At 59.2% G+C, this 25,140-nt stretch carries 21 protein-coding genes; 5 read left to right on the forward strand and 16 right to left on the reverse strand.

The genetic code is table 11. The annotated features are described in order from the left end of the window. Positions 1-26: 26 nt before the first annotated feature. The 5 genes from ACOI8A_RS19305 to ACOI8A_RS19325 all read left to right on the forward strand — a co-directional run bounded on the left by ACOI8A_RS19305 (position 27) and on the right by ACOI8A_RS19325 (position 6,417). Positions 27-1,298 (forward strand): TolC family protein, encoded by a 1,272-nt coding sequence (locus tag ACOI8A_RS19305; protein ID WP_420648987.1) that lies wholly within the window; start codon positions 27-29, stop codon positions 1,296-1,298. Between the two features lie 48 nt (positions 1,299-1,346). Next, on the forward strand, positions 1,347-2,561 hold the full coding sequence (locus tag ACOI8A_RS19310) for an efflux RND transporter periplasmic adaptor subunit (RefSeq protein ID WP_420648986.1): 1,215 nt from the start codon (positions 1,347-1,349) through the stop codon (positions 2,559-2,561). A gap of 25 nt (positions 2,562-2,586) precedes the next feature. Continuing rightward, a complete protein-coding gene (locus ACOI8A_RS19315) occupies positions 2,587-5,733 on the forward strand; it encodes a CusA/CzcA family heavy metal efflux RND transporter (protein ID WP_420648985.1) in 3,147 nt (1,048 codons plus the stop codon). A gap of 72 nt (positions 5,734-5,805) precedes the next feature. Beyond that, complete coding sequence (locus ACOI8A_RS19320; protein WP_420648984.1) at positions 5,806-6,006, forward strand: co-regulatory protein PtrA N-terminal domain-containing protein; 201 nt, start codon at positions 5,806-5,808, stop codon at positions 6,004-6,006. Between the two features lie 78 nt (positions 6,007-6,084). Further along, on the forward strand, positions 6,085-6,417 hold the full coding sequence (locus ACOI8A_RS19325) for a DUF2790 domain-containing protein (RefSeq protein ID WP_420648983.1): 333 nt from the start codon (positions 6,085-6,087) through the stop codon (positions 6,415-6,417). A 233-nt stretch (positions 6,418-6,650) separates the two neighbouring features. Here the strand turns inward: ACOI8A_RS19325 and ACOI8A_RS19330 are convergent, their stop codons facing one another. From ACOI8A_RS19330 to ACOI8A_RS19405, 16 genes are all read right to left on the reverse strand, one after another. Continuing rightward, positions 6,651-7,976, reverse strand: a complete 1,326-nt coding sequence (locus tag ACOI8A_RS19330; RefSeq protein WP_420657800.1) for an OprD family porin — start codon at positions 7,974-7,976, stop codon at positions 6,651-6,653. 183 nt (positions 7,977-8,159) lie between these two features. After that, the gene (locus ACOI8A_RS19335; protein ID WP_420648981.1) at positions 8,160-8,351 is read right to left on the reverse strand and encodes a hypothetical protein; all 192 of its coding nucleotides are present in this window, start codon (positions 8,349-8,351) and stop codon (positions 8,160-8,162) included. 362 nt (positions 8,352-8,713) lie between these two features. Beyond that, on the reverse strand, positions 8,714-9,571 hold the full coding sequence (locus tag ACOI8A_RS19340; protein ID WP_420648980.1) for a hypothetical protein: 858 nt from the start codon (positions 9,569-9,571) through the stop codon (positions 8,714-8,716). 280 nt (positions 9,572-9,851) lie between these two features. After that, positions 9,852-11,315 carry an NADH-quinone oxidoreductase subunit NuoN gene (gene nuoN, locus ACOI8A_RS19345; RefSeq protein ID WP_420648979.1) on the reverse strand — a complete coding sequence of 488 codons (1,464 nt, stop codon included), beginning with the start codon at positions 11,313-11,315 and terminating at the stop codon, positions 9,852-9,854. A 7-nt stretch (positions 11,316-11,322) separates the two neighbouring features. Next, a complete protein-coding gene (gene nuoM / locus ACOI8A_RS19350) occupies positions 11,323-12,855 on the reverse strand; it encodes an NADH-quinone oxidoreductase subunit M (protein WP_420648978.1) in 1,533 nt (510 codons plus the stop codon). 39 nt (positions 12,856-12,894) lie between these two features. Continuing rightward, positions 12,895-14,748 (reverse strand): NADH-quinone oxidoreductase subunit L, encoded by a 1,854-nt coding sequence (gene nuoL, locus ACOI8A_RS19355; protein WP_420648977.1) that lies wholly within the window; start codon positions 14,746-14,748, stop codon positions 12,895-12,897. After that, positions 14,745-15,053 (reverse strand): NADH-quinone oxidoreductase subunit NuoK, encoded by a 309-nt coding sequence (nuoK, locus tag ACOI8A_RS19360; RefSeq protein WP_003223790.1) that lies wholly within the window; start codon positions 15,051-15,053, stop codon positions 14,745-14,747. Before nuoK ends, nuoL begins: the two co-directional genes overlap by 4 nt. A 3-nt stretch (positions 15,054-15,056) precedes the next feature. Next, positions 15,057-15,557: an NADH-quinone oxidoreductase subunit J gene (gene nuoJ, locus ACOI8A_RS19365; RefSeq protein ID WP_420648976.1), complete on the reverse strand. Its 501-nt coding sequence runs from the start codon at positions 15,555-15,557 to the stop codon at positions 15,057-15,059. 9 nt (positions 15,558-15,566) lie between these two features. Further along, positions 15,567-16,115, reverse strand: a complete 549-nt coding sequence (nuoI, locus tag ACOI8A_RS19370; protein ID WP_032627864.1) for an NADH-quinone oxidoreductase subunit NuoI — start codon at positions 16,113-16,115, stop codon at positions 15,567-15,569. An 11-nt stretch (positions 16,116-16,126) separates the two neighbouring features. Continuing rightward, the gene (gene nuoH / locus ACOI8A_RS19375) at positions 16,127-17,134 is read right to left on the reverse strand and encodes an NADH-quinone oxidoreductase subunit NuoH (protein WP_064390680.1); all 1,008 of its coding nucleotides are present in this window, start codon (positions 17,132-17,134) and stop codon (positions 16,127-16,129) included. After that, complete coding sequence (nuoG, locus tag ACOI8A_RS19380; RefSeq protein WP_420648975.1) at positions 17,131-19,845, reverse strand: NADH-quinone oxidoreductase subunit NuoG; 2,715 nt, start codon at positions 19,843-19,845, stop codon at positions 17,131-17,133. Before nuoG ends, nuoH begins: the two co-directional genes overlap by 4 nt. 136 nt (positions 19,846-19,981) lie before the next feature. After that, complete coding sequence (gene nuoF / locus ACOI8A_RS19385) at positions 19,982-21,337, reverse strand: NADH-quinone oxidoreductase subunit NuoF (RefSeq protein WP_420648974.1); 1,356 nt, start codon at positions 21,335-21,337, stop codon at positions 19,982-19,984. Beyond that, positions 21,334-21,831 carry an NADH-quinone oxidoreductase subunit NuoE gene (gene nuoE / locus ACOI8A_RS19390; RefSeq protein ID WP_007920186.1) on the reverse strand — a complete coding sequence of 166 codons (498 nt, stop codon included), beginning with the start codon at positions 21,829-21,831 and terminating at the stop codon, positions 21,334-21,336. The genes nuoF and nuoE overlap by 4 nt, the downstream gene beginning before the upstream one ends. A 2-nt stretch (positions 21,832-21,833) precedes the next feature. Continuing rightward, positions 21,834-23,618: an NADH-quinone oxidoreductase subunit C/D gene (nuoC, locus tag ACOI8A_RS19395; RefSeq protein WP_420648973.1), complete on the reverse strand. Its 1,785-nt coding sequence runs from the start codon at positions 23,616-23,618 to the stop codon at positions 21,834-21,836. A 70-nt stretch (positions 23,619-23,688) separates the two neighbouring features. Then, a complete protein-coding gene (locus ACOI8A_RS19400) occupies positions 23,689-24,363 on the reverse strand; it encodes a NuoB/complex I 20 kDa subunit family protein (protein WP_420648972.1) in 675 nt (224 codons plus the stop codon). A 10-nt stretch (positions 24,364-24,373) separates the two neighbouring features. Next, positions 24,374-24,787: an NADH-quinone oxidoreductase subunit A gene (locus tag ACOI8A_RS19405; RefSeq protein WP_003223812.1), complete on the reverse strand. Its 414-nt coding sequence runs from the start codon at positions 24,785-24,787 to the stop codon at positions 24,374-24,376. Positions 24,788-25,140 lie beyond the last annotated feature (353 nt).

Raw genomic sequence — 25,140 nt, forward strand, 5'->3', positions numbered from 1 at the left:
AATCCTGATCTAAAGGAAATACGCCATTGCCCGGTTTAATAGAACTGACGGCGCGCTCACGCCTGAAAAAAACGCGGCAGGTGATAACTGTCGCCTGCCTGTTAATGCTGGCCGGCCCGACGGCTGCGTCTGGCGCCACATTGACCCTCGATCAGGCGTTGCAAACGGCCTTCGCCGGCAACCCGGATCTTGCAGCGGCGCAATGGGAGATCGGCATCGCCGAAGGTGAGCGGCGTCAGGCCGGTTTGATCCCCAATCCCGAGGTGTCCTGGGAAGCCGAGGACACTCGCCGCGAATCGCGCACCACCACGGTAATGCTCAGCCAGCCGCTTGAACTGGGCGGCAAGCGCGGTGCGCGCATTGGTGTCGCCAGTCGCGCACAGGATGCCGCCGGGATTGAACTGGAGCGCAAGCGCAACGGCTTGCGCGCGGATGTGATTCAAGCGTTTTCCAGCGTGCAAACCGCTGAGCAGCGGCTGCAATTGTCGCGTCAGTCTTTGGCATTGACCGAGCACAGTTTGCGTGTGGCCCAAGGACGAATCACGGCAGGAAAATCCTCGCCGGTCGAAGGCACGCGGGCGCAAGTGCAACTGTCCGAGGTGCGGCTGGAGTTGAGCCGGGCCGAGCGCGATCGGGCCAATGCCTATCAGCAATTGGCGCAAGTCATGGGCGCGCCATTGGCGGTGTCGACCGTTGTGCCGAGCGCTACGCAAAGCCTTCCGGCTGCACCGTCCTCGACAACCTTGCTGGAACGTCTGAATCAAACCGCCGACCTGCGTCTGGCGGCGTTGCAGATTGATCAGCGCGAGGCTTCGTTGGGACTGGAAAAAGCCCAGCGGATTCCTGATCTGACGGTGAGCGTCGGCAGTCAGTACAGCGAACTTGAGCGCGAGCGAGTCAACGTGGTCGGCTTGTCGATGCCGATTCCGTTGTTCAACCGCAATCAGGGCAACGTTCTGGCCGCCGCCCGACGCAGCGATCAGGCGCGCGATCTGCGCAACGCCACCGAGCTGCGCCTGCGCACTGAAATCCAGACCACGCTGGCGCAGTGGCAGACCGCCAATGGCGAGGCCAGTGCATTCAACCAGACCGTGTTGCCGGCCGCGCAGAGTGCCGTCGACAGCGCCACACGCGGTTTCGAGATGGGCAAGTTCGGCTTTCTCGATGTACTCGACGCCCAGCGCACGTTGATCAGCGCGCGTACCCAATACATCCAGGCCGTCGCCGAAGCGACTGACGCCCGCGTGCGCATCGAACGCATCTTCGGTGACCTCGGCGCATTCGGCGTCAGCCCCTGAATCTCACTTTCAAAGCACTGCGCGCTGGCCTGACGCAGAGGAGTTCGCATGGACAAAAAACTGATAGTGGTCGCTGTGGCGACTTTGGCGCTGGGGATTGGCATTGGCTCGACGTGGCTCGGCGATTCAGCGCATTCCTCCAGCGACGCGCATGCCGATGAAGCAGCGGAGCACGCCGATCACGCCGACGAGCACGCAGCGCAAAGCGCAGAGCATGTCGAAGGCGACAGTGAAGAAGGGCATCTGACGTTGACTGACGAACAGATTGCGGCGGCCGGTATTGGCCTTGCGCAAGCGCGGGCGCAGAACATCAGTCTGGCGTTGCCGTTCCCGGCCGAAGTGCGCTTTGACGAAGATCGCACCGCGCACGTGGTGCCTCGGGTGCCGGGAGTGGTCGAGTCGGTGGCGGTCAATCTCGGGCAATCGGTGAAGAAGGGCCAGTTGCTGGCGGTGATCGCCAGTCAGCAGATCTCCGATCAACGCAGCGAGCAGGCTGCGGCGCAACGTCGATTGGTGCTGGCGCGCACGACTTATGAGCGCGAGAAAACCTTGTGGCAGGACAAGATCTCCGCCGAACAGGATTTCCTGCAGGCGCGCCAAGCGTTGGAAGAAGCGGAAATTGCCCTGAACAACGCCCGGCAAAAAAACGGCGTACTCAGTGGCAGCACGGCCGCCAATGGCGGCAATCGCTATGAACTGCGCGCGCCATTCGACGGCGTGGTGGTGGAAAAACACCTGACGCCGGGGGAGGTGGTTGATGAAACCAGTGCCGCGTTCACGCTCTCCGATCTGTCGCGCGTTTGGGTGACGTTTGGCGTTTCACCCAAGGATTTGAATCGGGTCCAGGTGGGCAAACCGGTGACGATCAGCGCGGCAGAACTCAACGCCGAAGTTCAAGGCACGGTGGCCTACGTCGGCAGTCTGCTGGGCGAGCAGACGCGCACTGCGACAGTCCGCGTGACCCTCGCCAACCCGCAAGGCGCGTGGCGTCCGGGCTTGTTTGTGACTGCGCTGGTCGCCACCGACAGCCGTCAGGTCAAGGTCGCGGTGCCCGAAGCGGCGATCCAGACCGTCGAGGACAAACCCACGGTGTTCGTGCGCACCGCCGACGGCTTCAAGACGCAAGTGGTGACGCTCGGCAATCGTGCGGGCGGTCAGGTGGAAATCACTCAGGGGCTGGATGCCGGCGTGCAAATCGCCAGCGCCGGCAGCTTCGTTCTCAAATCGGAACTGGGCAAGGCCTCGGCCGAGCATTCCCATTGATCCGCCCCTCGACGAGAAGATTCTCATGTTCGAACGCCTGATCCAGTTTGCCATCGAGCAGCGCATCATCGTGCTGCTCGCCGTTTTGCTCATGGCCGGCCTCGGCATCGCCAGCTATCAAAAGCTGCCGATCGACGCTGTGCCGGATATCACCAACGTCCAGGTGCAGATCAACACCGGCGCTGCCGGGTTCTCGCCACTGGAAACCGAGCAGCGCATCACCTTCCCGATTGAAACCGCGATGGCCGGTTTGCCGGCGCTGGAACAGACCCGCTCGCTGTCGCGTTCGGGGCTGTCGCAGGTCACGGTGATTTTCAAGGACGGCACTGATCTGTTCTTCGCCCGGCAGTTGGTCAACGAACGTTTGCAGGCCGCCAAGGAGCAACTGCCCGAAGGCGTAGACGCGGTGATGGGGCCGATTTCCACCGGCCTCGGCGAGATTTTCCTGTGGACGGTGGAAGCGCAGGAGGGCGCGCGCAAGGATGACGGCACGCCGTACACGCCGACCGATCTGCGGGTGATTCAGGACTGGATCATCAAGCCGCAGTTGCGCAACGTCGCTGGTGTGGCCGAGATCAACACCATCGGCGGGTTTGCCAAGGAATATCAGATCGCGCCCGATCCGAAAAAACTTGCCGCTTACAAACTGACCCTCACCGATCTGGTGACTGCGCTGGAACGCAACAACGCCAACGTCGGCGCCGGTTACATCGAGCGCAGCGGCGAGCAATTGCTGATTCGCGCGCCGGGCCAGGTCGCCAGCACCGAGGACATCGCCAATATCGTCATGGCCAATGTCGATGGCACGCCGATCCGGATACGTAATGTCGCCACCGTCGACATCGGCCGCGAGCTGCGCAGCGGCGCCGCCACCGAGAACGGCCGGGAAGTGGTGCTTGGCACGGTGTTCATGCTGATTGGCGAGAATAGCCGTACGGTGTCGCGCGCCGTCGCCGCCAAGCTTGAGCAGATCAACCGCTCGTTGCCCCAAGGCGTGGTCGCGGTGCCGGTTTACGACCGCACGCACCTGGTGGACAAAGCCATCGCCACGGTGAAAAAGAACCTGATCGAAGGCGCGATTCTGGTGATCGCGATCCTGTTCCTGTTCCTCGGCAACATCCGCGCGGCGCTGATTACGGCGATGGTGATTCCGCTGTCGATGCTGTTCACCTTCACCGGCATGTTCACCAACAAGGTCAGTGCCAACCTGATGAGCCTCGGCGCGCTGGACTTCGGCATCATCGTCGATGGCGCGGTGGTGATCGTCGAAAACACCTTGCGCAGGCTGGCTCATGCGCAGCAGAAATACGGGCGTTTGCTGACTCGCTCCGAGCGCTTTCATGAAGTGTTCGCAGCGGCCAAAGAGGCGCGGCGACCGCTGATTTTCGGCCAGTTGATCATCATGGTGGTGTACCTGCCGATCTTTGCCCTCAGTGGCGTCGAAGGGAAAATGTTTCACCCGATGGCCTTCACCGTGGTTATCGCCTTGCTCGGCGCGATGCTGTTGTCGGTGACCTTTGTACCGGCGGCGATTGCGTTGTTCGTCACTGGCAAGGTCCAGGAAAAAGAAGGTGTGGTGATGCGCGGCGCGCGCCAGCTGTACGCACCGGCGTTGAGCTGGGTCATGGGCCACAAGCGTTTTGCGGTGGCTGCGGCATTGGTTGTGGTGGTGCTCAGTGGTGCAGTCGCCAGCCGCATGGGCAGCGAGTTCGTACCGAGTCTCAGCGAAGGCGATTTCGCCCTGCAAGCCTTGCGCGTACCGGGCACCAGTCTGACGCAATCGGTAGACATGCAGCAGCGTCTGGAAACCGTGATCCTTGGCAAAGTGCCGGAGGTCGAGCGTGTGTTCGCTCGCACCGGTACCGCCGAAATCGCTTCCGATCCGATGCCGCCGAACATCTCCGACAGCTACGTGATGCTCAAGCCAAAAGACCAGTGGCCGGACCCGGACAAGTCGCGCGAGACGCTGATGGCCGAGTTGCAGGCAGCGGCGGCGACGTTGCCGGGCAGCAACTATGAACTGTCGCAGCCAATCCAGTTGCGCTTCAACGAACTGATCTCTGGGGTGCGCAGTGACGTGGCGGTCAAGGTGTTTGGTGACGACATGGCTGTGCTGAATGCCACGGCTGCCAAGATCGCTACGGCCATGCAGAAGGTGACTGGCGCCGCCGAGGTCAAGGTCGAGCAGACCACCGGACTGCCAGTGCTGACCATCAACATTGATCGCGACAAGGCTGCGCGTTACGGGCTCAACGTTGGCGATGTGCAGGACACGATTGCCGTCGCAGTCGGTGGGCGTCAGGCCGGTACGCTGTATGAAGGCGACCGCCGCTTCGACATGGTGGTGCGTTTGTCCGATGCGATGCGCAAGGATATTGACGGACTGTCGGCGTTATTGATTCCAGTGCCGGCTATTAATGGTGCGGCCAATCAGATCGGGTTTATCGCGTTGAATGAAGTCGCCAGCCTCGACCTGGTGTTGGGGCCGAATCAGGTCAGCCGCGAAAACGGCAAGCGCCTGGTGATCGTCAGCGCCAACGTGCGTGGGCGTGACATCGGCTCGTTCGTCAGCGAGGCCGGCACCACGATTGAGCGCGATGTGCAGATCCCGGCCGGTTACTGGATCAACTGGGGCGGGCAGTTCGAGCAATTGCAATCGGCGGCCAAGCGCTTGCAGATCGTGGTGCCGGTGGCGTTGCTGCTGGTGTTCGGGCTGCTGTTCATGATGTTCAACAACCTCAAGGACGGCTTGCTGGTGTTTACCGGAATCCCGTTTGCATTGACCGGTGGCGTCATGGCGCTGTGGCTGCGCGATATTCCGTTGTCGATTTCGGCGGGTGTAGGGTTTATCGCGCTGTCCGGGGTGGCGGTGCTCAACGGGTTGGTGATGATTGCCTTCATTCGCAATCTGCGCGAGGAGGGGCGTTCGCTGTCTGACGCGATCAACGAAGGCGCGCTGACGCGTTTGCGCCCGGTGTTGATGACCGCGCTGGTGGCGTCCCTGGGTTTTATCCCGATGGCGCTGGCGACCGGTACGGGTGCGGAGGTGCAGCGTCCGTTGGCGACCGTAGTGATCGGCGGAATCCTGTCCTCGACCATCCTCACGCTGCTGATATTGCCGGCGCTGTATCAACTCGCGCATCGGCGGGATGAGGAGATAACGGATATGTAATTTCCCCGCCACCGTCACGATAGGTTCGGATTGTTACCTTGATCCCGTCAGTTACTTAGCGAGGAATCAAACATGAAACTCACACAAATCAGTACTTTTGCAGCAGCGCTGCTGATGTCTTCCGTGGTTTTGGCTGAGGGCGGCGGCGACCGCACCTTCGAGAAAATGATGACCGCCAATGACCGCTCGGTGGAGCTGTTTGTCGCCAGAGAGCAGGCGCGTGATCCGGTCGTCGTCAACGAGAAAAAGGACGAGAAGACTCAAGACTTGTAAGCGTGTCGCATCTGAACCAGCCCGTCATCGCGCATCGATGCCGGGCTTTTTTATGAGCCGGATTTGCAGGAGATGGATATGAACGTGTTTAAGTTGATGATGGTTGCGGGCGTGATGACGGTATCGCTGAATGCGTTCGCTGAGGGCGGCGGTGACCGCACGTTTGAACGCGCCTTCAGCGCCAACGCCAAAGCCATGCAGCAGTACGCCGCCAGCCAGGGCAAGCCGGCGCCGGTGGTGAAGGAGTATGAGTACGGGATGCAGCTGGATGTGGTGAAAGTGGTCAGCGTTGTGCGGCCGAAAGCTGCGTGCGCTGTGGTGCCGACGGCGATGACTTACGAGGATTCCAAGGGGCGACTGAATACCGTCAGGTACAGCGTGGCGGGGGATTGTCGTAAGCGTGGTGGCTAATACTGCGTCCCCCAAATGTAGGAGCTGCCGAAGGCTGCGATCTTTTGATCTTTCTCTTCAAGTCCACCATGCTCAGGCCATCCGATTACGGACCAAGCCCTCAGCAGCGCCTACAACTTTGCACAGTGTGCTAAAAGCCGAGCAAAAAAAAGCGCCCCGAAGGACGCCAAAAGATTCACCTCTTACCAAAGGAGCAAGGAGCTTCTAAAGGTGAATTTGCATCTACCGTTCAATCAAAGAATCGCCAACGGATACTCGACAATCACCCGCACTTCATCCAGATCCGACTCGAACGCCGTGGCGCGGGTATTCGCCTGACGCAGCCGCAGCGACATGTCTTTCAGCGAACCACTCTGCACCACATATTTGACTTCGATATCACGCTCCCAGCGCTTCTGATCGGTCAGCGGATTACCCTCGGCATCGCGGCGCATGTACACCGAGTTGGCGTTGGAATAGTCAGCGTCGGTGCCACGCGCGTAGCGGGTCATGAACGACAGACCGGGCACGCCGTAAGTGCTCATGTCGAGGTCGTAGCGCACCATCCATGAACGTTCCTTGGGCGAGTTGAAGTCGCTGTACTGGATGGAGTTGTCGAGGAAGATCGAGTCGGACTGGCGCAGATAATCGAAGTCGTCGTTGCCGTTGTTGCGCTGATGCGACAAGGCCACGGAGTGCGCGCCGAGTTTCACGCCGACGCGACCACTCCAAATGTTGTTGTCGAATTCGCCGAGCAGTTGCTTGCCTTCATCGACTGCCTTGTAATAGTTGAGGCCACCGAACAGCGACAGGTCGTCCGCCAACGGATAGGTCCAGGCGGTGCCGGCGTAGTACTGATTCCAGGCGTCTTTGAGTCGGCTGGAATACAGGCTGAAGCTGAGGTGCTTGTTCAGGACATAGTCGCCGCCACCATAGGCGATCCACGGCGAATTGACCGGGCCCGCGTAGAAGGTTGCGAAGTTCTCGCGCATGTCGCTGGACACCGGCTGACTCATTACATGCAAGCGACCGCCCTGAATCGACAGGCCTTCGATGCTGGTGTTGGTCGCCGTTACACCGCGAAAACTTTCCGGCAACAAGCGTGAGTCACCCGCCGCGACCACCGGGTTGGCCGGGAACACATCGCCGACCTTCACCACGGTATCGAAGGCACGCACCTTGGCGGCACCGCCGACCTTGGTGTATTCGTCACGCGCCTGGCCTTTGCTGTTGACCGGCAGTACATCGAACGAACTGCGCCCACCGTTGCGCCCGTCACCGGTATCAAGCTTGAGGCCGATCATCGCAAACGCATCGACCCCGACGCCGACGGTGCCTTGGGTAAAACCGGATTCGAACTTGCCGATGACGCCGTGGGACCAGGCTTCGGAATAACCGTTGCCGGTGGGGCTGGATTGACCGCTGCGGTGATCGCGGTTGAAGTAGTAATTGCGGTTGAGCAGCGTCAGGCTGCTGCCTTCGACAAAGCCTTCGGCCTTATCCTCGGCCAGCACCATGGACGGCCCTGACCCGACCACCACGGCCAGCGCGGCCATCGATATTTTTGTGTTGTTAAGCATCCATCACTCCTTGGGTTCGGCAGAACGGGAACGTGCTTCGGCGTGGGTTTTATTGTTCGGCAGGCATGGCCCGCCGGCATGGTCGCCGGGTGACATCGTTGCAAGCTGCGGATAACGCGAGGGTGATGGGGGAATTACAATTTGGTTATGTGGGTGGAGTGACAATCGCGATTCGGTGAAGACTCAGTTTTTACCCTCGAAGGAGTTCGATAGATTCTCGGGTAATGGGGCATCAAAACCGACGGGAACCGCGAGGTCACCCTTCATGGCGCCGATCCTGCGTTCGCGGTTTGTGTCCGCAGTTACCGTTTTTTGGCGTTCTTCTGCTAACGCTTCGAGGCCGTCCATTAACTCTGAAAAAATGTCTCGCTTCATGGTTCGCTGTATCCACCTGATGGTTGGGTTTGGAATTTAACGGCAAATGCCTCTCGAAAAATGCCAGCCAATGCTTAGCGCTTTGCAGGAATATTCCTAAGAAGGTGAGGGCGTTCGGACGATTTTTTGATCGTTATGTCCCTCGATAAAAAAAACGGCACCCGAAAGGTGCCGTTTTATGTCGTTGATACATTTCTCGAGGAAGAATGCGTTTTTGCTTTGTGATTATCTGTTCTCTAGCGCGATTTCTTTTCGGTTAATAACTTTTTCGTTAACCACACGACGTACAGCCGGCGCGGAAGGCTTTTTCGGGGGCGTCGGTTTAATAACGCCTTCTGATTTTGACTGACGATTTGTAGTATTCATTTCTGATTCCTATTGGGACCGCCGTCAGCATCGTCGTAAGTCCTTCTGGACGGTGGTGCGGCGGGTTTTACAGGAGCTTGGGGCAGCGGTTTCTGCTCGCTGGAAATTGGTTTCTCTGGCTCACTCAATTTATCACCCGCTTCTTCCAGCAGTATATTCTCTGGGAGTATAGTGGTTTTTTTCAGATCTGCTACCGATTCGCCATTGGAGTCTTTTGTCAGTTGGTTTTTTAAAGCAGCTATTTGATCGCCCACATAGGTGTCTTTTATTGCGAAGTTTTTTCTTGGCGAAGAAGTGTCCATATCAAAAATAACGAAAAGCAGGCTGCCTACACCTAGAGGAATGCAAGCCATTAAAAAAGTCGAAATAGCCTTGAAAACCCACCGGGATCGCTCCTCGTTAACCAACGCATTGTGTGTTGAACAGCTAATGTAGGTGTTTGATATGAAGTTCTCCGTCTCTTTGACAGGATTTATTAACGGTATTTTTTCATGCTGCGCTACTTGGAAGTTATATTTTATTAAATCGCTGTTATATTTTGTTTGTTGATCATGATATTCCTTTATTTTTTCTGCGTATGGCATTCTGTTAAACTCAGATCCACTAAAGGCTTTGTAGTTGAAGTATGTAGATACCGCCGAAATAATTAAGGTTAGAGTCACAAGTAGCGAAATTGTGTAAGCGATTGTAGGGTTGGCGGTGAAATCCAAGAAGCGGGCGAGATAAATAGTTGCCGAAGCTAAAGCGAATATTGCTGTGAACATTATTTGGGTTTTTATTGAGATGCTGTTTTTTATCTCTTCTTCGTATATGTACATTTTTTCATATGTGATGTTTAGGTTGTTAGTGCTCAAGTTGATTTCCCCCAGGTTTTTTGGTCGGCAAGTGTTGTTAATTATTCCTGCGAGATTCCGCACGTTCAGATCAAAACAGCACGCTCGTTTCGAGTGCTGTATCCCCCCTCATGCAAGATAGTTCAATGAGCCTAATATCGGGTGTAGGACGAAACTGACAATTAGGCGGGAGTGTTCGGGAAATACGGCGGGAGGTCAGAGCGGCGGTAACAAATCCCACAAACGCAAAAACGGCACCCGAAGGTGCCGTTTCTGTTTGTAGCCAATTGCGACTGAGCGATCAGCCCGCCAGACCGGCCTGCTGCACCAGTGTCAGCAGCGGTTGTGGGTAAACGCCGAGGAAGAACGCGACCAAGGCGATGGCCAGCAGCATTACGCCGCCTGCTTTCTGTTCCCAGTGCAGTTGGGCATCGTGACGGCGCAGGTTCGGTTCGATCAGGTACAGGGTGACCATCACGCGCAGGTAGTAGAACACGCCGATGGCGCTGCCCAGTACCAAGAATCCGACCAGCCACCATTGGTGCGATTCGACACCGGTAGCGATGATGTAGAACTTGCCGATGAAGCCTGCGGTCAGCGGGATACCGGCCAGCGACAGCATCATCACGGTGAGTACGGCGGTCAGGTACGGACGGCGCCAGAACAGGCCGCGGTATTCGTACAGGGCATCCGCGTCACGACCTTTGTATGGCGAGGACATCAGGGTGATCACGCCGAAGGCGCCGAGGCTGGTGATCACGTAGGTGACCAGGTACACGCCGATGGCTTCCACCGCCAGACCCTTGCTCGCCACCAGTGCAATCAGCAGGTAGCCGAAGTGCGCGATGGACGAGTAACCGAGCAGACGCTTGAGGTTGCTCTGGGTCAGGGCCAACAGGTTACCGAACAGGATCGAGGCGACGGCGATCACGCTCAGCACGTCGCTCAGTACGCCACTGCTGGCAGCAGGGGAGATCTGGAACAGACGCACCATCACCGCGAACACGGCAACCTTGGAAGCGGTCGCAAGGAACGCGGCAACCGGTGCCGGAGCACCTTCGTACACGTCCGGCGTCCACAGGTGAAACGGTACCAGCGACAGCTTGAACGCCAGACCGATCAGCATCATGCCCAGGCCCAGTTGTGCCAGCGGGCTAGGCAGGCCAGTGGCGGCCAGCGCCTGACCGATACCGGTGAAGCTCAGCGAACCGGCGTCTGCATACAGCAGGGCCATACCGAACAGCAGGAAAGCGGAACCGGCGGCCGACAGCACCATGTACTTGATGCCGGCTTCCAGCGAACGCTTGTTGAAGAAGGCATAAGCCACCAGGCCGTAGACCGGCACCGACAGCAGCTCCAGGCCGATGAACAAACCGGCCAGGTGCTGCGCGCTGACCAGCACCAGACCACCGGCGGCGGCCATCAGGATCAGCAAGTACAGTTCTTCCCGGTTGCCCGGGTAACCCGAACCGCCATCGCCGAGGTAGGCGTGGGCGAGGGTTACGCAAGCGAGGGTGGCGACCAGGATCAGCGCCATGTACAGGCAGGCAAAGGCGTCGATCTGCAGCAATGGGGTCACGGCCAGAGGCGCGACTTTCAGAGCAGGCAGGATCGACAGCAAGGCCAGGTTCAGACCCGCCACCGAAATCAGAAAGGTCTGCGAGTGGTTGCGGCGCCAGGCGATCGCCAGCATCACCACGATAATGGTGAGGCTGGTGATCAACAGTGGCGCAAGCGCAATAAAGTGTTGAATCGTGAATTCCATAGCGCTCTTACCGGGCCGAAGCGAGTTGAGTGAAGGCGGTGCCGAGCCACTGCTGCACGCCATGCATCGTGGCGGCAGAGGTGTCGAGGAACGGTTGCGGGTACACGCCGAGGTAAATCAGCAGCACCGCAAGACCCAGCACCATGATCAGTTCGCGAGCGTCCATTCCGTGCAGGACCGCGTCCGATTTGGACGGGCCGAAGTAGGCACGGTGGATCATGATCAGCGAGTAGACCGAACCGAACACCAGACCGGAGGTGGCAATCGCAGTGATCCAGGGCCAGCTGGCGAAAGAACCGATCAGGATCAGGAACTCGCCGACGAAGTTACCGGTGCCTGGCAAGCCCAAGGATGCGGCTGCAAAGAACAGGCTGATCGCCGGCAGGTAAGCGATACGCGACCACAGACCGCCCATCTCACGCATGTCACGGGTATGCAGACGTTCGTACAGTTGGCCGCTGAGAATAAACAGCGCCGCCGCCGAAACACCGTGCGCCAACATCTGGATCACTGCACCTTGCAGGGCCAGTTGGCTGCCGGAGTAGATGCCGATCAACACGAAACCCATGTGGGAAACGGAGGAGAAGGCGATCAGACGCTTGATGTCAGTCTGTGCGAAAGCCAGGAACGCACCGTAGAAGATCCCGACCAGACCAAGGGCCATGGCGATCGGCGCAAACTCGGCCGAAGCGTTCGGGAACAGCGGCAGGGCGAAACGCAGCAGACCGTAGGCCGCGGTTTTCAGCAAGATACCGGCGAGGTCGACGGAACCCGCAGTCGGCGCCTGGGCGTGAGCATCAGGCAACCACGAGTGGAACGGTACGACAGGCAGCTTGACCGCGAAGGCGATGAAGAAGCCGAGCATCAGGATGTACTCGGTGGTCATCGACATCTTGGTTTTCAACAGATCGGCGTAGTTGAAAGTAATCACGCCAGTGTTGTTGAAGTTGACCAGTACCAGACCGAGGATCGCCACCAACATGATCAGGCCGGAAGCCTGAGTGAAGATGAAGAACTTGGTCGCCGCGTAGATCCGGGTTTTCTTGCCGTCCGAAGAACTGTGACCCCAGAGCGCGATGAGGAAGTACATCGGGACCAGCATCATTTCCCAGAAGAAGAAGAACATGAACAGGTCGAGGGCGAGGAACACGCCGACCACGCCGCCCAGGATCCACATCAGGTTCAGGTGGAAGAAACCAACGTGACGTTGAATCTCTTTCCACGAGCAGAGTACCGAGAGGATACCCAGCAGACCGGTCAGCAGGATCATCAGCAGCGACAGGCCGTCGAGGGCCAGGTGCACGCTGATGCCGAAACGCTGGATCCAGATGTGCTTGAACTCAAGCGCCCAGGTCGGATCGGCGCCAGGCGCCGGGGCGAATGAATAGTTGCCGGTAGCCCACAGCCAGAGGCCGATCGCGAGCAACAGGGACATGGTGATCAGCGCAATCCAGCGGGGGAGGGTGGCGCCGAAGCGCTCACCCATCCAGCACAGCAGGCCGCCGATGAAGGGGATCAGGATTAGCCAAGGCAGAATCATGACGGGCTCGTTTCCTTTCGCAAATTCGCAAGGTTCATATCAGACCGCTACCAGCACGATGGCGCCGATTACCAGCACGGCACCAGCAGCCATCGAAGCAGCGTACCAACGCAGTTGACCGGTCTCGGTGCGGCTCAGGGCAGTGTGACCACCCTTGGCCATACGCGGGATCAGACCGATGGTCTGGTCGAGCGGGTCTTTGCGCAGTACATGGCTGATCGCCAGGTATGGCTTGACGAACAGTTTGTCGTAGATCCAGTCGAAGCCCCAGGCAGCGAACCACCAGGCCGAAAGGAAACGCCCGATGCCGCTGTTGGCAATCGCCGTCACGAAGCGACGCTTGCCGAGGAACAGCAGGGCCGCCAGCAGGATACCGGCCAGGGCGATGGCGCCCGAGGCGATTTCCAGACTGTGCTTGGCTTCGCCGCCGGCATGACCAACGCTTTCCGGCAGTACGCCGTGCAGCGGTGGCACGATCATCGCGCCGACGAAGGTCGACAGCACGATCAGCACCGACAGTGGCAGCCAGTGAGCGATACCATGACCGGCGTGTGCTTCGGTCTTGGCTTCACCGTGGAAGGTGATGAAGATCAGGCGGAAGGTGTACAGCGAGGTCATGAATGCGCCGACCAGACCTGCGTAGAGCAGACCATGGTTGCCGCTGGCGAACGCTTCCCAGAGGATTTCGTCCTTGGAGTAGAAACCTGCAGTCACCAGTGGCAGGGCAGCCAGTGCCGCGCCGCCGACGATGAAGCTGGCGTAAGCCAATGGCAGTTTCTTCCACAGGCCGCCCATCTTGAAGATGTTCTGCTCGTGGTGGCAGGCAACGATCACCGCACCGGATGCAAGGAACAGCAGCGCCTTGAAGAAGGCGTGGGTCATCAGGTGGAAAATCGCGCCATCCCATGCGCCAACGCCCAGCGCCAGGAACATGTAGCCGATCTGGCTCATGGTCGAGTAGGCGAGGATACGTTTGATGTCGGTCTGCACCAGTGCGGCAAAACCTGCCAGCACCAGGGTTACACCGCCAACGATACCGACGAGATGCAGGATGTCCGGCGCCAGGGTGAACAGGCCGTGGGTACGCGCGATCAGGTAGACACCCGCGGTGACCATGGTTGCAGCGTGGATCAGTGCCGAAACCGGGGTAGGGCCGGCCATCGCGTCCGCCAGCCAGGTTTGCAGCGGCAGTTGCGCCGATTTACCGACAGCGCCGCCCAGCAGCATCAGGGTCGCCAGGGTGATCCAGAAATCGCCGACCTGGAATTTCTGCGGTGCCAGCACCAGCAGTTCCTGGATGTTCAACGTGCCCACTTGCTGGAACAGGATGAACAGGCCGATGGCCATGAACACATCACCGATCCGGGTCACGATGAAGGCCTTGAGTGCGGCGTTACCGTTGTTGCGGTTACTGTAGTAGAAACCGATCAACAGGTACGAGCACAGGCCCACGCCTTCCCAACCGAAGTACAGGAACAACAGGTTATCGCCCAGCACCAGGAACAGCATGCTGGCGATAAACAGGTTGGTGTACGAGAAGAAGCGCGAGTAACCGGCTTCACCGCGCATGTACCAGGAGGCGAACAGGTGGATCAGGAAACCTACGCCAACCACCACGCCGAGCATGGTGATCGACAGGCCGTCGATGTAGAGAGCGAAGTCAGGCTTGAAGCCTTCGACCGCCATCCACTGCCACAGCACCAGGGTGTAGTGACCGCCTTCCGGAGGTGCGACGTTGAATTGCCAGATGACGTAGGCGGTGACAATCGCCGACAAGCCAATGGAACCCACGCCGATCAGCGCCGAGAGGTTTTCCGACCAGCGTCCACGGGAGAACGACAGCAGCAGGAATCCGATCAGAGGGAATACGAAAGTCAGGAAGATTAGGTTCATCCGCGCATCTCACTGGCAGCGTCAATATCGAGCGTGTGGAAGCGGCGATACAGTTGCAGCAGGATCGCCAGACCAATACTGGCCTCGGCGGCTGCAAGGCTGATCACCAGGATGAACATGATCTGTCCATCCGGCTGGCCCCAACGGGCGCCCGCAACGATGAAGGCCAGTGCAGAGGCGTTCATCATCACTTCCAGACTCATCAACACGAACAAAATGTTGCGGCGAACCATCAGGCCGACGAGGCCTAGGCAGAACAGGATGCCGGCAACCGCCAGACCATGCTCAAGAGGGATAGCAGGCATAAGTTACTCCGTCGCCTCGTTGCGGCCCAAATGGAACGCCGTGACGGCTGCAGCAAGCAGCAGCATCGAGGCGAGTTCGACCACCAGCAGATACGGGCCGAACAGGCTGACGCCCACGGCTTTTGCATCGACGGTGGTGTGGCCGATAGACTGACCGCTCTGGTGAGCGAACAGCACATACAGCAGTTCGGCCAGCAGCAGCGCGCCGAGAATCACCGGGCCAGCCCAGATGCCGGGCTTGAGCCATACGCGTTCCTGCTGGACCGCGGCCGGGCCGAGGTTGAGCATCATCACCACAAACACGAACAGCACCATGATGGCGCCAGCGTAGGCGATCACTTCCAGAACACCGGCAAACGGTGCGCCGAGGGCGAAGAACGTCATGGCCACGGCGATCAGCGAAATGATCAGGTAGAGCAGGGCGTGCACAGGGTTGGTGTTGGTGACCACACGCAGGGTGGACACAACAGCGATACCCGATGCGAAATAGAAAGCGAATTCCATCGTTCTTCCTTAAGGCAGCAAGCTCTTCACGTTGATCGGCTCGGCTTCGTTTTGTGCGGCGCCTTTCGGCTTACCGGCAACGGCCATCCCTGCAACACGATAGAAGTTGTAATCAGGATTTTTGCCGGGACCGGAGATCAGCAGATCTTCTTTCTCGTACACCAGATCCTGACGTTTGAACTCGGCCATCTCGAAATCCGGAGTCAACTGGATTGCGGTGGTCGGGCAGGCTTCCTCGCAGAGACCGCAGAAAATGCAGCGCGAGAAGTTGATGCGGAAGAATTCCGGGTACCAGCGACCGTCATCCGTTTCCGCTTTCTGCAGCGAGATGCAACCCACCGGGCAAGCCACGGCGCACAGGTTGCAGGCTACGCAGCGTTCTTCGCCATCGGGATCGCGGGTCAGGACGATGCGACCACGGTAGCGTGGTGGCAGGTAGACCGCTTCTTCCGGGTATTGCAGGGTGTCGCGCTTGCGAAAGCCATGGCCGAAGACCATGACCAGGCTGCGCAACTGGGTACCGGTACCCTTAACGATGTCGCCAATATATTTGAACATGGGTCAAATCCTCACTGAACCGCAACCGCAGGCGTGTTCCACAACACAACCGCAGCGGTCACCAGCAAATTGATCAGGGTCAGTGGCAGGCAGAATTTCCAGCTGAAGTCCATCACCTGGTCATAACGCGGACGCGGGATAGAAGCGCGCAGCAGGATGAACAGCATGATGAAGAACGCGGTCTTCAGGGCGAACCACAGGAACGACAGTTGCGGCAGGATGCCGAACGGACCGTGCCAGCCACCGAAGAACAGGGTGACCAGCAGCGCCGAGATCAAGATGATGCCGATGTATTCGCCAACGAAGAACATGCCCCATTTCATGCCGGCGTATTCGATGTGGTAACCGTCGGCCAGTTCCTGTTCCGCTTCCGGCTGGTCGAACGGGTGACGGTGAGTCACGGCGACGCCAGCGATGAAGAAGGTACAGAAGCCGAAGAACTGCGGAATGATGAACCACAGGTTCTGCGCCTGGTACTCGACGATGTCGCGCATGTTGAACGAGCCGACCTGCACCACGATGCCCATCAGCGCGAGGCCCATGAACACTTCGTAGGACACGGTCTGCGCCGAGGCACGCAAGGCACCCAACAGGGCGAACTTGTTGTTACTCGACCAGCCGGCGAACAGCACCGCGTAGACCGACAGACCGGCCATGGCGAAGAAGAACAGCAGGCCGATGTTCAGATCCGCCACGCCCCAGGTCGGGGTGATCGGGATGATCGCGAAGGCGATCAGCAGGGCGGACATGGCCACAACCGGTGCCAGGGTGAAGATCACCTTGTCGGCAAACGGCGGCGTCCAGTCTTCCTTGAAGAACATCTTGAGCATGTCGGCAGCGATCTGGAACATGCCGAACGGGCCAACGCGGTTCGGACCGTAACGGTCCTGCCACCAGCCCAGCAGGCGACGTTCGACAAAGCTGAGCAAGGCCCCTGCGACCACCACGGCCAGCAGGATGACGATGGCTTTGACGACCGTCAGGATCACATCGATCACTTCGGGGGTGAACCAGGTCATTGCGCTGCCTCCTGCAGACCGTCAACGGATTTACCGAAAATCGCTGGCGGGATGCCGGCGATACCCGCTGGCAAGGCCACCATGCCAGCACCCAGTTCTTCGTTGATGCGCAGTGGCAGACGCAGAGTCTGGCCAGCAACGTTCAAGCTCAACAGGGCACCTTCGTTGACGCCCAGGCGATCGGCTTCCGACTTGGCCAGCGCGACGTAAGCGGCTGGAATGCGTTCTTGAACCGGAGCGGCTTTGGAAGAGTTTTCTTCGCTGCCGAACAAGTGGAAGAACGGCACAACCTGCCAGGTACCCGGAGCCGGATTGAACGCGCGCGGAACACTGGCGAACCAGTTCAGCGAATCACCAGTGCTTTCGATCAGGCGGGTGCCCGGGTCGCCAGCACGGATATGACCGCCGACTTCGTCCTGGAACTTGTTCCAGGCTTGCGGCGAGTTCCAGCCCGGCGACCAGGCGAATGGCACTTGCTGACGCGGTTCGGCGGAACCCGAGTAACCTTCCATGGAGAAGGCAAACGCGGTGTCTTTGTCTTGCGGGGTACGCGGTTCGTGAACGCTGATGTCGGCGCGCATTGCGGTGCGACCGGAATAACGCAGCGGCTCACGCGCCAGCTTCAGACCCTTGATGCGGAACGAAGCGGATGGCGCGGCATCGACGATACGTGCCAGTTGCGCGGTGCTCGAAGCAACGGCAGCGGTGACGTGGTCGAGCTGCGTCCAGTCGATTGGCTGGTTCAGCAGGGTGGCGCGCAGGGCGTGCAGCCAGCGCCAGCCTTCGTGCACCAGAATGCTCGCGTCCATGTATTGCGGATCGAAAACCTGGAAGAAGCGCTGGGCGCGACCTTCCTGGCTGACCAGCGTACCGTCGCCTTCAGCGAAGCTTGCGGCTGGCAGAACCAGATGCGCGCGGTCGCTGGTGGCGGTCTTCTGATGGTCAGCAACGATCACGACTTGCGCGGCGTTCAGCGCAGCATCGACCTTGGCGCTGTCGGTGCGGGTGTACAGGTCGTTTTCCAGCACAACAATGGCGTCAGCCTTGCCGTCGATCACGGCTTGCAGCGCGGCATCCACCGATTCGCCACCGAGCATGGCCAGACCGAGGCTATTGGCTTCCGGCACGATCAGGCTGATCGAACCGTTCTTCTCGCGCAGCTTCAAGGCTTTGGCGATGTTCGCGGCGGCTTCGATCAGCGCTTTGGAACCCAGCGAAGTGCCGGCGATGATCAACGGACGCTTGGCCGCGAGCAGGGCGTCGGCGATGCGCTTGGCCAGTTCCAGAGCTTCGGCGTCCAGACCTTCAACGGCCGGAGCGCTGACGTCCAGAGCGTGAGCCACGGCGAAACCGATGCGCGCCAGATCGTCGGGAGCGGCGTGTACGCACTCTTCGGCGATGTCGTCGAGCTTGGTTTCAGCCAGGCTGGCGATGAACAGCGGGTGCAGCTCGTGCTGACCGATGTTCTTCACGGCGGCGTCGAGCCACGGCTGCACGCGCATTGCGTCGGCCATGTCTTCAGCCTTGCCCTTGACCGACTGACGCAGGGCCAGCGCCATACGGGCGGCGGTCTGGGTCAGGTCTTCACCGAGGACGAAGATCGCGTCGTGGTCTTCGATGTCGCGCATGTTCGGTACTGGCAGCGGGCTGTCATTCAGCACTTGCAGGACCAGACGGATGCGTTCCAGTTCGGACGCTTCGATACCCGAGTAGAAGTGCTCGGCGCCGACCAGTTCGCGCAACGCGTAGTTGCTTTCAAGGCTGGCACGCGGCGAACCGATACCAACGATGTTGCGCCCGCGCAGCAGGTCAGCGGCTTTATCCAGCGCGGCATCCAGGCTGAGCTTGGTGCCGTCGGCCAGCAGCGGCTGACGTGGACGGTCGGTGCGGTTGACGTAGCCATAACCGAAACGGCCACGGTCACACAGGAAGTACTGGTTCACCGAACCGTTGAAACGGTTTTCGATGCGACGCAGCTCGCCGTAACGCTCGCCCGGGGAGATGTTGCACCCGCTCGAGCAGCCATGGCAGATGCTCGGTGCGAACTGCATGTCCCACTTGCGGTTGTAGCGCTCGGAGTGAGTTTTGTCGGTAAACACACCGGTCGGGCAGACCTCGGTGAGGTTGCCGGAGAACTCGCTCTCGAGGGTGCCGTCTTCAACGCGACCGAAGTACACGTTGTCGTGGGCGCCGAATACGCCGAGGTCGGTGCCGCCGGCATAGTCCTTGTAGAAACGCACGCAGCGATAGCAAGCGATGCAGCGGTTCATTTCGTGGGAAATGAACGGGCCCAGTTGCTGGTTCTGGTGAGTACGTTTGGTGAAGCGATAACGGCGCTCGTTGTGGCCGGTCATCACGGTCATGTCTTGCAAGTGGCAATGACCGCCTTCTTCGCAGACCGGGCAGTCGTGCGGGTGGTTGGTCATCAGCCATTCGACAACACTGGCGCGGAACGCCTTGGACTCGTCATCTTCGATGGAGATCCAGGTGTTGTCGGTGGCCGGGGTCATGCAGGACATGACGATGCGACCACGGGTGTCGTTCTCGTCGGTGTACTGCTTGACCGCGCACTGGCGGCAAGCCCCGACGCTACCAAGCGCGGGGTGCCAGCAGAAATATGGAATGTCGAGGCCCAGCGACAGACATGCCTGTAACAGGTTGTCTGCCCCGTCGACTTCGAGCGCTTTGCCGTCTACGTGGATAGTGGCCATGGTTCAAAGGTCTTCGTTGGCCCGGTGTCAGCGGGCGTGGCTAATGGAATCTTGTTATCGGTCCGAATCCAACCAGCCCCGAAAGGCGTCATCGGACGCAAGACGCAGGGCACGGACCCTGCGTCTTTTTAAGCGTTTACGCGCCGACTACGATCGGCTTTGCCAGAGGCGGGACGGCGGCGCTGTCAGGCGCGATGCCGGCTTCGAACTCTGGACGGAAGTATTTGATGGCGCTGCCCAAAGGCTCCACGGCACCCGGTGCGTGAGCACAGAAGGTCTTGCCCGGGCCGAGGAAACCGACCAGACCCAGCAGAGTCTCGATGTCACCTTCGCGACCCTCGCCGTTCTCGATCGCGCGCAGCAGCTTGACGCTCCATGGCAGACCGTCGCGGCAAGGGGTGCAGAAACCGCACGACTCACGGGCGAAGAACTCTTCCATGTTGCGCAGCAGCGACACCATGTTGACGCTGTCATCCACCGCCATCGCCAGGCCGGTACCCATCCGGGTGCCTACTTTGGCGATGCCGCCGGCATACATTTGTGCGTCGAGGTGTTCCGGCAACAGGAAACCGGTACCAGCGCCGCCAGGTTGCCAGGCCTTGAGCTTGAAGCCGTCGCGCATGCCGCCGGCGTAGTCTTCGAACAGCTCACGACCGGTGACGCCGAATGGCAATTCCCACAGGCCCGGATTCTTGACCTTGCCGGAGAAGCCCATGAGCTTGGTGCCCATGTCTTCGCTGCCGTCGCGGGCCAACGATTTGTACCAGTCCACGCCGTCGGCGATGATCGCCGGCACGTTGCACAGGGTTTCGACGTTGTTCACGCAAGTCGGCTTGCCCCACACGCCAACGGCGGCAGGGAAGGGCGGCTTGGAGCGCGGGTTGGCACGGCGACCTTCGAGGGAGTTGATCAGTGCGGTTTCTTCACCGCAGATGTAACGCCCGGCGCCGGTGTGCACGAACAGCTCGAAATCGAAGCCGCTGCCCAGAATGTTCTTGCCCAACAGGCCGGCTGCCTTGGCTTCTTCCACGGCACGGTTCAAGTGCTTAGCGGCGGTGGTGTATTCGCCACGCAGGAAGATGTAGCCACGGTAGGTTTTCAGTGCGCGGGCACTGATCAGCATGCCTTCGATCAACAGATGGGGCAGTTGCTCCATCAGCATGCGGTCTTTCCAGGTGTTCGGCTCCATCTCGTCCGCGTTGCACAGCAGGTAGCGGATGTTGATGGATTCGTCTTTGGGCATCAGGCCCCACTTAACACCAGTGGGAAAGCCTGCACCGCCGCGACCTTTCAAACCTGCGTCTTTCACGGTCTGGACGATGGCGTCCTGATCCATGTCGGCGAAGGCTTTGCGCGCAGCGGCGTAACCGTTCTTGGCCTGGTACTCGTCGAGCCACACGGCTTCGCCGTCGTCACGCAGGCGCCAGGTCAGCGGGTGAGTCTCGGCCGAACGCTGGATGCGGTTGGCCGGGCCGAAAGATGTCAGGGTCATACGTAGCCCTCGAGCAGTTTGGCGACGCCGGCAGGCTGGACATCGCCAAAGGTGTCGTCATCGATCATCAGCGCCGGGGCCTTGTCGCAGTTGCCGAGGCAGCAGACGGGCAGCAGGGTGAAACGACCGTCAGTGGTGGTCTGGCCCAAGCCGATCCCGAGATTGTTCTGGATTTCGCTGACGACCGACTCGTGGCCGCCGATGTAGCAGACCATGCTGTCGCAGACGCGAATGATGTGCCGGCCGACTGGCTGACGGAAGATCTGGCTATAGAACGTCGCTACGCCTTCAACGTCGCTCGCCGGGATGCCGAGGATCTCGCCGATCGCGTACAAGGCGCCATCCGGCACCCAGCCGCGTTCCTTCTGAACGATCTTCAGGGCTTCGATCGACGCCGCGCGCGGGTCTTCGTAGTGATGCAGCTCGTGCTCGATGGCCGAGCGCTCGGTTTCACTGAGGGTGAAACGGTCTGTCTGGATAAGCGTGCTGTTCATGCTTAGCGGTCCACGTCGGCCATAACGAAATCGATACTACCCAGGTACGCAATCATGTCCGCGACCATGCTGCCTTTGATCACCGAAGGGATCTGTTGCAGATGCGGGAAGCTTGGAGTGCGGATCCGGGTACGGTAGCTCATGGTGCCGCCGTCGCTCGTCAGGTAATAACTGTTGATGCCCTTGGTCGCTTCGATCATCTGGAAGGATTCGTTGGCCGGCATGACCGGACCCCACGAAACTTGCAGGAAGTGCGTGATCAGGGTTTCGATGTGCTGCAGCGTGCGCTCTTTCGGCGGCGGCGTGGTCAGCGGGTGATCCGCCTTGTACGGGCCTTCCGGCATGTTGCGCATGCACTGGTCGATGATTTTGATGCTCTGGCGCATTTCTTCTACGCGCACCATGCAGCGGTCGTAGGCATCGCCATTGGCGGCCAGCGGCACTTCGAATTCGAAGTTCTCGTAGCCCGAGTACGGACGCGCTTTACGCAGATCGAAGTCGCAACCGGTCGAACGCAGGCCGGCACCGGTGACGCCCCATTCCAGGGCCTCTTTGGTGTTGTACTGGGCAACGCCGATGGTACGACCCTTGAGGATGCTGTTCTGCAGGGCAGCCTTGGTGTATTCGTCGAGGCGTTTTGGCAGCCATTCAACGAAGTCCTTGACCAGTTTTTCCCAGCCGCGCGGCAGGTCGTGGGCGACGCCACCGATGCGGTACCAGGCCGGGTGCAGACGGAAACCGGTGATGGCTTCGATCACCGTGTACGCCTTCTGGCGGTCGGTGAAGGTGAAGAACACCGGGGTCATGGCGCCGACGTCCTGGATGTACGTACCGAGGAACAGCAGGTGGCTGGTGATGCGGAAGAACTCGGCCATCATGATGCGGATGACGTCGACCTTCTCAGGTACTTTGATGCCGGCCAGCTTCTCGACCGAAAGCACGTACGGCAGGTTGTTCATCACGCCGCCGAGGTAATCGATACGGTCGGTGTACGGGATGAAACTGTGCCAGGACTGACGCTCGGCCATCTTCTCGGCGCCACGGTGGTGGTAACCGATGTCCGGAACGCAGTCGACGATTTCTTCGCCATCGAGTTGCAGGATGATGCGAAACGCACCGTGGGCCGAAGGGTGGTTCGGGCCGAGGTTGAGGAACATGTAGTCCTCGTTCGGGCCGGAACGCTTCATGCCCCAGTCTTCAGGACGGAAACGCGCGGCTTCTTCCTCAAGCTGTTGCTTGGCGAGGGTCAGGCTGTACGGATCGAATTCAGTGGCGCGCGCCGGGAAGTCCTTGCGCAGCGGGTGACCTTCCCAGGTCGGCGGCATCATGATGCGCGACAGGTGCGGGTGACCTTTGAAGTCGATACCGAACATGTCCCAGACTTCACGCTCGTACCAGTTGGCGTTCGGCCAGATGCTGGTAACGGTCGGCAAGCTGAGGTCGCTCTCGGACAAGGCGACCTTGATCATCACGTCACTATTACGTTCCAGCGACATGAGGTGATAGAACACGGTGAACTCAGCGTCGCTCGGCAAGCCTTGACGCTTGGTGCGCAGACGCTCGTCCACACCGTGCAGGTCATAAAGCATGACGTACGGCTTGGGCAGGTTGCGCAGGAAGGTCAGGACTTCGACGAGTCTGGCACGCGCCACCCACAACACCGGCATGCCGGTGCGGGTCGGCTGGGCGGTGAACGCCTCAGGGCCAAAACGATTGTTCAGTTCGACGACCACATCCTGGTCGTCTGCCTTATAAGGCGGGATGTACAGAGCGCTGCCTGTAGTCATGGTTATTTTTTCGCTTTCGGTCAACGTAAAGAATGAAGCCAGCTTCTCGTTTCTTTGAAACAGATCTGGATCAGACTTCGTCAGGGCTGCGCAGGTTGGTGACTGCGATTCGCTGTTCGCGGCGCTGTTCCTTTTGCGAAGGCATCTCGGCGCGATAAACGCCTTGATCACCAACGACCCAGGAAAGTGGGCGACGCTCCTGTCCAATCGATTCCTGCAACAGCATCAAGCCTTGCAGAAATGCTTCCGGACGGGGCGGGCAGCCAGGTACGTAGACGTCAACGGGCAGGAACTTGTCCACCCCTTGGACCACGGAGTAGATGTCGTACATGCCGCCGGAGTTGGCGCACGAACCCATCGAGATCACCCACTTGGGCTCGAGCATCTGCTCGTACAGGCGCTGAATGATCGGCGCCATCTTGATGAAGCACGTTCCGGCGATAACCATGAAGTCGGCCTGACGCGGCGATGCCCGGATAACCTCGGCGCCAAAGCGCGCGATGTCGTGGGGCGCCGTGAAGGCGGTGGTCATTTCCACGTAGCAGCACGACAAGCCGAAGTTGTACGGCCACAGGGAGTTCTTACGTCCCCAGTTGACCGCGCCGTTCAGCACGTCTTCCAGCTTGCCCATGAAAATGTTTTTGTGAACTTGATCTTCTAACGGATCGGAAACGGTTTCCCGTTCGCCAATCGGATACTGCTCGTTAGGAGCATCGGGGTCGATCCTGGTGAGATTGTATTGCATTGCCAAAGCCTCATTGTTTCAGCTTCGCCTGCCGCTTGCGACGAGCTTCCGGAGCCCAGTCAAGGGCGCCCACTCGGAACAGGTAGACAAGACCTGCCAACAGAATTGCTATGAAAACGAGAGCTTCGACGAATCCGGTCCAGCCGCTTTCGCGGACGGACACAGACCATGCAAAGAGAAAGAGGGCTTCGATATCGAAGATCACGAAGAGCATCGCGACCAGATAGAATTTGGCTGAGAGCCGCAAGCGGGCGCCACCTGTAGGTAGCATGCCGGACTCGAACGGTTCGTTTTTGCTGCGGCCCCAGGCTTTTGACCCAAGGAGGCTGGAGACACCAAGCATGAAGGCACACAGGCCGACGACACCCAAGAGGAAAATGGCAAAGCCCCAGTTGTGGGCCATGAGTCCTGTCGCTTCGGGCATGCTGGTAATCCTTAACAGAGAGCAAAGGTCTCTGAGCTTGATAAAGAAATAAAGCAGTGACGATATGTCGCAGCAATCAATCGCGGTGATTTTATGGCTAAACACCCGGCAAGTAAAATTCCTATAGCGAAATTATTTATTGGAATAAGGACATAGCGCACCTTTATCGCCTCACAGCCCATGCCCTGCGGGCATTAGGCGGCCAGGAACGAATTATGTTTTGTGGGAAATGTAACGGTCATAGTTGTCGCTAAATGATAATCAATATTGTTTGGAGTGGTTTTGTAACTATTTAACGGGTGAGTAGTTGGGAAGTTGTCTTATAAGCGCGTTACTACAAGTAGCGGCGGCGC

The sequence above is a fragment of the Pseudomonas sp. P4795 genome (assembly GCF_048822895.1).
GTDB lineage: Bacteria > Pseudomonadota > Gammaproteobacteria > Pseudomonadales > Pseudomonadaceae > Aquipseudomonas.